The sequence below is a fragment of the New Jersey aster yellows phytoplasma genome, assembly GCF_002554195.1.
Lineage (GTDB): Bacteria > Bacillota_I > Bacilli_A > Acholeplasmatales > Acholeplasmataceae > Phytoplasma.
In genome coordinates this window covers 1-7804 of the sequence record NZ_MAPF01000003.1, presented here as the reverse complement: position 1 = coordinate 7804, position 7804 = coordinate 1, and the positions used below count along the sequence as shown (strand labels likewise).

Here is a 7804-nt window from a genome sequence, read left to right as displayed (position 1 = left end):
GTTTTAATTCAATATTTTTTGTTCTAATTTTATAATTTGTTGTACTTCATAGAAATTTAATCTTTTTTTTCTTTATTCCTAAAATAATGTATTTTTTCTACAATTTGTTTTTGATCTCTTAAAAGATCAAATAACTGTATGCTTGTATTAATTGCTTTTTTATCAATATGATTATTTGCTTTTTCCATCGCCATTACTTGATGATTATTATTAATAAATAATAATCCTAAAAAAATAAACAAATAAACACTTATTATTTTAAATTGTTTTTTTACTTTAAACATTAATAAAATCTCCTTTAATTTTTTATTCCCAACCAGGGATTATTGTTCTTTTTAATTCAGCTTGAAAGTTTCTTTTTAGAGTTTCTATTTTATAAGGGAATTCGGCGTTTTCTTAGAAATATTTGCAAGAGGCGTTTTCTAAAGTTTTGATTATTTCCTTTATTGCTGAGTTTTTTCAAAATATTGTTTCTTTTAAAAAAAACTTTTTCTTATTACTTATATTTTAGCATTAATAATTTCAATAATTTAAAGTTTTTTAAGTTTTGTAATTTATAAATAATTTTATTTATTTTTTTCCAAAAACAAAAGCCGTCCAATAATTAGACAGCAAAATTAATTAAAAATATTTAATTTAAACTAACTAAAATAATTAGAATTTTGAGCTTGTTTTGGAGTCATATAAGATTTAAACAATAAAATTAAATTATGTGGAATGTTAATATTTCTTCCATTAATTATTTGTTTAATATTCCATTCAGATATATTAGAAAAATTAAAATTAACCATTGGCAATGAACTTAATTCTATTTATTTAATTATATCATAAGGAAATAATACCAAAAAAGATTCTTGAGGACAAGAAAAACATGTACGAGAAAATCCAAACAAATGACGACTATAAAAATCAATTCCTTTATTAGAATTTGTTTCAATTTGTTTATCATTTTTAGAGACATATTTACTAACATATGAAACAACTTTATTAACATAATCTTTTTTTATCAAAAGTGCCTTTATAAAAACTTTACATTTACTAATTTCAATTTTTTCAAATAAAAGATTTGTTTTTAATAGCCTAAACTTTTGGAACACCTCATTAAAACCTTGAAAAAGGTTTTCTTTTTGCAAATTTTTTCACCAAAAGAACAAAATTGCGTAAAAAAATAATTATAATTTAATTTTGAAGACGAGTTTTTAACTTTTTTGCTTAACTATAGAGTGTAAGAATAAAATATTTTAAAAAAATATCTTTTGAAACTAATGAATTATTAAAAGGTTTAGAAAATTTTTGAAATTTAAAAAATATTTTCTTAGTTTGAAAAGATATGAAATTATCTACTTAATTTTTAGTTTTAAAGAACAATTTTAGAGACAAAAGTTGCCTAAAAAAACAGAACAGCGAAAAACGTCCTGGAAGCAATAAAGCAGGTTTAAAGATTTGGGGAATTATAATTTATTTTGTTATTAAAAACATCGTTTTTATAATTACTTTCAAAAATCCAATCAACACCATACAACAATAATTAATAAAAAGAGGTTTTTTTAATTTTGTAATTATTTAACTTATGAGAAAAAATAAAGAATTATTTATTATTAATTTAAAAAACTATAATAGAGATAAAATATTTGCTATTAATGTCATTTTATCACAAAAAAACGATCAAATTTGCTAACTAATTTTTATATCTTGAGCTTTTTCTTGAAATTTTATAAATAAAAAAGAGTTTTTTTAAAGTCTTTTTTTAAAAAAAGTTTATTTTGGCAAAATATTTTAATTATTTAATAATTTTAATTCTAAATCGATAACAAAAACAAAATAAATGAAAATATATTTATCAAATTCTTAATTTAGTAACTAACATATGATTATCTTTGATAATTCTTTCTATATCTATTTGTTGTAAAATTTTCTTTTGGTCTATTTCTTTGGCGATAATATCTAATAAATCTTTATTATTTACAACAATATTATAAGCTTGTTGAAATAATTTATTTAAATCTACTTTATGCAATTGATTATTTTCCATTAAAAGTTTTTCTATAAATTGAAAATCATCATCAATTCCTAAAAATATTTTTTCTTTTGGAATTTTGCCTTGATTAGCTAAATACTGTTGCGCAGCTACACCTCCAAAAGCTTGTAAAACTAATCTTTGCCAACCACCTTGATTTAATTTTGGATGCCTAACAGCTGTTTGTCCAAAAAAAACATCGAATCGGTGGTTGTTTCTTGAATGTAAATTTTGGTCACCGAACATAATGCAAAAGGAAATTGCAAAACTATTAATGCATGTCCCGCTTCGTGATAAGCTGTTAATTGACTGGGAGTAAGTGGTGTTGTTTGCATTATAGAAAAATCCAAAATATAAGAAAAATCAGGTTTTAGGATTTGTCCGTTAGCACACAAAATTTCTTTAATAGTTTTTATATTGTTGTCTTGTGTTGGTATATAATATTTAAAAACAGATCCACTTGGTAAAATTACTTGCGTAAGCAAACGAGAGTCTAAAAAACCTTCAATAATTATTCCATTTGGTTGAATTTCTCTTAAAATATTTTTTTCTTCTTGGAAAATGGAAAAACTAAACTTTTTATTTTGGTGCTCTTTGGCTTGTTTAGCAATTTGCATAACTTCATTATCGCGGTGTTTTTTCCCTTCTTTTGTTAACTGACTTTCCACAAGTTCAGGCATTAAAGGAATGTATTTTTCATCAGTATAAATATTATAATTAGATCTTGCAGAAGATAAATGGTACTTTTTTAATGACATATTTATAGAAGGTTTTGTAAAATAAGCCCCTACAGGAACAACATCATAAATAATATGGGTTTTGTTGGTATTTAAATTAATTGGCTTTTTTTTTGGCAAGTTTATAAATTCTTTTATCATAATTACTATAAAAATAATAATAGCAATATTTATCCAAAATAATTTTGGGGTTTTAGAAATCATATTTAGTTTTTATTTCCTTAAAAATTTAACATGAAAAAATAATTGATAATGAAAAATGTGCTTTATTAATATATGATAAATTTTTATACTTGATAATTAGTTATTAAAATGATATTTTATAAATAAACGAATATTAAAATTTTTCATACATATATTATTATATTTTATAATATAGATTTAAGAATTATAAATTTGAATGATTTATATATTTAAAAAAACCTACTTTCAAGAAATTTTATAACTCAATTCCACCCAAATAATTCCCAAAATAAGGGTTTTTAGTTCCCAATTATGAAAATAATACATTTTTTTAAAATTTATTATTAGCTTTTATTTTTTGTTTTGTTATAATTTAGTCAGGCTTATAAAAAAATAATTAATCATCAAAAGAAAGATGACTAGAATAAACGAACTAAAAAATAATTTAATTTTGTAAAATTGACCCAAGATAATACTTTATAAATTTGGTTGTGGCACTTTTCTGATTTATTTTTATTATTTATAAAAACAATATAACTAATTTATTAAACTTGTAAATACAAAACAAGAAGGCAAGAAAAAACATACAAATGGATTTGTATAAAACAAGACTAACCAACCACATATAAACCAAAAAAACTTAACCAAACTCCCCCACCAAAAAAATTATCTTACTTAATTAGCATCCTTATTATTTTGAATTCCTTTATTCCATTTAATTTTATACACCATTATAGCCTTGCAAATATTTTTTATATATCAGTTAACAAAATACTAAAATATAAAATTTAGTCAAAGGAAAAAACTTTATATGAATAAAAAAGAAGAAATTTTGCAAATCAGTCGTTTTGATAAAGATGCTGTTGTCAAACATCTAAACACTGATGCTTACGGACTTACTAATAAACAAGCCCAAGAAAGACAAGCTCTCTACGGTAAAAATATTATCAAAAAAGGCGAATCTTTTCCGTTTTGGCAACAATTCATCAAACAATTTACCTCGGTAATGGCTATTTTGTTATGGATAGCAGCATTAATGATTTTTGTAATTAATCCCAAAGAAGCAGCCATCGGTATTTCTATTATTTTAGTTATCATTGTAAACGGCTTATTTTCTTTTTCCCAAGAATACAAAACTGATAAAATGTTGTCTTCTTTAGGTAAAATGATTCCTAAAAAAGTTCAAGTTTACCGCAACAAAAAAATAGAATTAATGGACGTTATTGAACTTACCATTGGAGATGTCATCTTTTTAGAAACAGGAACCCAAGTTCCAGTGGATGCGCGCATTATTCAATCTAATAGTTTTTTTGTTGACAATTCAATGTTATCAGGCGAAACTATTCCTTTAAACCGTACTGAAATGCCAAACCTCGAAGACAATAATTCTATTGCTGAAATACCTAATTTAGTTTATGCAGGTACTACAGTTACTCAAGGTAGTTGTTTTGCGGTTGTTTATGCTATTGGAAATAACACCCAAATTGGAGAAGTTTCAAGCATTGCTCAAAGCATTGAAAAAGGCAAAAACCTTCTAGACCAAGAAATGCACCACATCGTTAAAAAAGTAAGTATCATTGCTTCTTGTGCAGCTTTATTTGTCTTTCTGATTTGTTTTTTTAAAGCAGAACAATATAATATGACAGCTTTTAAAACAGCAATTGTTTGTGCAGTTGGTATGTTAGTTGCAAACATTCCTGAAGGCTTGCTTCCTACCGTTAATTTAAGTTTAGCTATTGGTTCTCAAAGAATGGCTAAACAAAACGCTTTAGTTAAAAAAATCTCTTCCCTAGAAACCCTAAGTTCTACCACTGTTATTTGTACTGATAAAACAGGAACTTTAACTCAAAACCAACTTACAGTAAGAAAAATTGTAACTCCTGATGGCGCTATCAAATTAAAGGGTTCTGGTTATAACGACGAACAAAAATTTATTGTTGACCCAAACAATGCTGATTACAAAAAAGGAATTGAAAAATTCTTAATTGCATCAGTTCTATGTTCTGAGGCTAAATTAATTCATATGCCAACTAAACCCCACCAATTTGAATTAATCGGCAATCCTACTGAAGGAGCTTTATTGATTGCTGCTAAAAAATACGGTTATAACATTGAAGAAGTAAAAAACAACTTAGAAATACTCCAATTAAATCCTTTTACTTCAGAAAGAAAAAAATGAGTGTCTTAGTTAAAAACCACCAAGAACCTGCATATGACACCAATTCACAATATCTATTTATTAAAGGGGCTCCTAATATTGTCCTTGAACAATGTCAAATGCAATACAAAGGCTCTCAAGTAATTCCCTTTAGCCATCACGAAAAAGAATCATTCCTTAAACAAAACGACCAATTTGCAAGCCAAGGATACCGCATTCTTGCTCTTGCTTACAAAAAAATTGAACAAAATCCTCCCCTAGAAGAAGATATGGTTTTTTTAGGGTTTGCAGTTAATTATGACCCACCAAGAGAAGAAGTTAAAGAAGCAGTTAAAAAATTAACTCAAGCAGGACTTAAAATTACTATCATTACAGGAGATTACAGTCTTACTGCTGCTGCCATTGGAAAAAAAGTAGGTATCGTAAAAGAAGAATTCGTTGGTTTGGACGGCTGTGACCTTGACAAAATGTCTTTAGAAAAATTACAAGAAGTCCTCAAAAGTCCTCATCCAGTTGTCTTTTCACGCACCACTCCCAAACACAAATTAAAAATTGTTCAAGCATACCGAAAAAATGGAGAAATAGTGGGTGTTACTGGCGACGGAGTTAACGACATTTTAGCTCTTAAAGCAGCTCACATAGGAATTGCTATGGGAAAAGCAGGCACTGATGTTGCTCGTAATGCTGCTGATATGATTTTATTAGATGATAATTTTGCAACTATTTCGAAAGCTGTTTTAGAAGGACGTTGTATTTATGAAAACATCAAAAAATTCATGACTTATGTCTTTGCTTCTAATATCCCTCAAATATTTCCTTTCATCGCTATTGCTTTTTTAGGAGTTAAAGAACCTTACTTATATGTTTTACAAATTTTAGCAATTGATCTTTTAACTGACTTAATTCCTGCTATTGCTTTAGGAGCCGAAGAAACTGACCCAAGTTTATTAGTCCAAAAACCTCGCACTAAAAACGATCATCTAATGGACGCTAAAGTATTAAAACGTAGTTATGGCTTTTTAGGAATGGTTGAAGGCTTAATGTCTTTAGCATTTTTTTGTGCAGTTTACAATTTTGACACAAAAGACAATTTCTACCTAGCTTCTACTATGGCATTTGGAGCTGTTATATTTGCTCAAGTAGGAAACGCATTTGCTTGTCGCTCTAACAAACTTTTCTTTTGGCAAACTATCAAAAAACCTAATAAAATATTGTACTACGGTATTATAATTGAAGTATTATTCTTTGCATTAATTACTAAATTTAGTTTTTTAAGTGATATATTTCATACTAAGGATATTAATATATCTCATTATTTATGGTTATTATTATGTCCTTTAATTATGTTATTATTTGATACCATATGGAAGAAAAAAGTATTTGCATTTAAACCAAAAAAATCAAAAATAAACTAATATAACTTACAATTAAATAATTTATAAAATAAAGATCTCTTTTTTTTAGAGGTCTTTTTTTGTTAATATCAATTATTAAGTCTCTTTAAATTTCATAAAACTACTTTTTTAACTTTTATTGAGTGTTTTTACAAAAAAAGTAAAATACCAAATAAAAAGAAAATAACGAACCCCCTGCACAACAATTATCAACATCCAAAAAAGAGCTTATAAAGGAAATGTAGAAAAAACATCAAAGGCAACACAAATCCTTACTCATCTTATACAAAATTTACACCAACACCCCCAACCACAATCACAAACTCAAAACAATACGAATTCGAAGGGTAACTTTATGATTTAGAAATAAACCTTTTTTAAAAAAAACTATTGAAACAAATATTAAAAATATTCAAAACGCAATTGAAGAGGCCAAAACAAGAATTGAAGATTTATAAAAATCTTTTGAAGTTATTTGCGGACAACCATTAAAATCAATATTAACATTCATTAAATATTAATTCACAACTTAATCATTTTTATTATCCAATAAAAATAATAATCATATATATAATAAAAANANATATAATTAATTAACTTGTTTTATTATATCTTAATTTAATTGTATATAATGTTTTTCTTTGGGTTTAACTTCTTTTTTAGGAACGCTTAATTTTAATAAACCTTGTTCTAAAGAACCTTTAATTTCTTCTAAAATAAAATCATCACCTAAATAAAAACTACGTCTCAAAAATCCTTGAAATCTTTCTTTACGTATAAAATTAGCTTCTTTAATTTGAGTTTTTTTAGAATTTTTAGCCTCAACCACTAAATAACCTTCTTCCAAAGCAACTTTAACATCTTCTTTTTTGAAACCTGGCAATTCAATAGTAATGAGGTATTGATTATCTTGTTCTTGAATATCAGTTTTCATAATATTATTATTATTAGTTAAAGAATTTGTTTTAAAATCTTCAAATAAATTTTCTAATAAATCTTGATTTTGATTAATTAAACTAAATAGCATTTTTATCACTCCTTTTTTCTTCTTTTCTAACTTAAAAAACAAAAAACGATTTTCTATAATTTGTTAATTTGAACTTAAAGCAACTTTAGATGAAAATATAAATCTTTATTGTCTTTTTTTGATAATCTCTTATATTTATTTTATTTTTTATAATATGTATAAAACATTAAATTCTTTAAGCTCAATTTTATTTTAACAAAAATTTTTGGCACTGTCAATACATTAGTGCTTATTTTTTTTACAAACTAATAAATAAATTTTAGGGTAAAATAATAATGAAGGGCGTTT

The 7804-nt window shown here is 25.3% G+C and carries 5 protein-coding genes and 1 pseudogene; 1 reads left to right on the top strand and 5 read right to left on the bottom strand.

Annotation, left to right across the window (positions count from 1 at the left end; translation table 11 throughout):
• Window positions 1-56: 56 nt before the first annotated feature.
• From BBA70_RS00150 to BBA70_RS00135, 4 genes are all read right to left on the bottom strand, one after another.
• Window positions 57-284: an SVM family protein gene (locus tag BBA70_RS00150; RefSeq protein WP_252861407.1), complete on the bottom strand. Its 228-nt coding sequence runs from the start codon at window positions 282-284 to the stop codon at window positions 57-59.
• A 528-nt stretch (window positions 285-812) separates the two neighbouring features.
• The gene (locus BBA70_RS00145) at window positions 813-1010 is read right to left on the bottom strand and encodes a hypothetical protein (RefSeq protein WP_011412304.1); all 198 of its coding nucleotides are present in this window, start codon (window positions 1008-1010) and stop codon (window positions 813-815) included.
• 830 nt (window positions 1011-1840) lie between these two features.
• Window positions 1841-2263 (bottom strand): hypothetical protein, encoded by a 423-nt coding sequence (locus BBA70_RS00140; RefSeq protein WP_252861406.1) that lies wholly within the window; start codon window positions 2261-2263, stop codon window positions 1841-1843.
• A complete protein-coding gene (locus BBA70_RS00135) occupies window positions 2176-2958 on the bottom strand; it encodes a hypothetical protein (protein WP_252861405.1) in 783 nt (260 codons plus the stop codon). The genes BBA70_RS00140 and BBA70_RS00135 overlap by 88 nt, the downstream gene beginning before the upstream one ends.
• 790 nt (window positions 2959-3748) lie before the next feature.
• Here BBA70_RS00135 and BBA70_RS00130 point away from each other — a divergent pair.
• Window positions 3749-6510, top strand: a pseudogene (locus tag BBA70_RS00130) (cation-translocating P-type ATPase).
• Between the two features lie 592 nt (window positions 6511-7102).
• Here the strand turns inward: BBA70_RS00130 and BBA70_RS00125 are convergent.
• Entirely contained in the window at window positions 7103-7516 is a 414-nt protein-coding gene (locus BBA70_RS00125; RefSeq protein ID WP_041639771.1) for an Hsp20/alpha crystallin family protein, read from the bottom strand.
• Window positions 7517-7804: the final 288 nt, after the last annotated feature.

What these genes read in the sequence shown, in the direction of transcription:
- BBA70_RS00135 (WP_252861405.1), bottom strand. Translation starts at nt 2,958, where the DNA reads ATGATTTCTAAAACCCCAAAATTATTTTGGATAAATATTGCTATTATT.
- BBA70_RS00125 (WP_041639771.1), bottom strand. Translation starts at nt 7,516, where the DNA reads ATGCTATTTAGTTTAATTAATCAAAATCAAGATTTATTAGAAAATTTA.
- BBA70_RS00140 (WP_252861406.1), bottom strand. Translation starts at nt 2,263, where the DNA reads ATGTTCGGTGACCAAAATTTACATTCAAGAAACAACCACCGATTCGAT.
- BBA70_RS00150 (WP_252861407.1), bottom strand. Translation starts at nt 284, where the DNA reads ATGTTTAAAGTAAAAAAACAATTTAAAATAATAAGTGTTTATTTGTTT.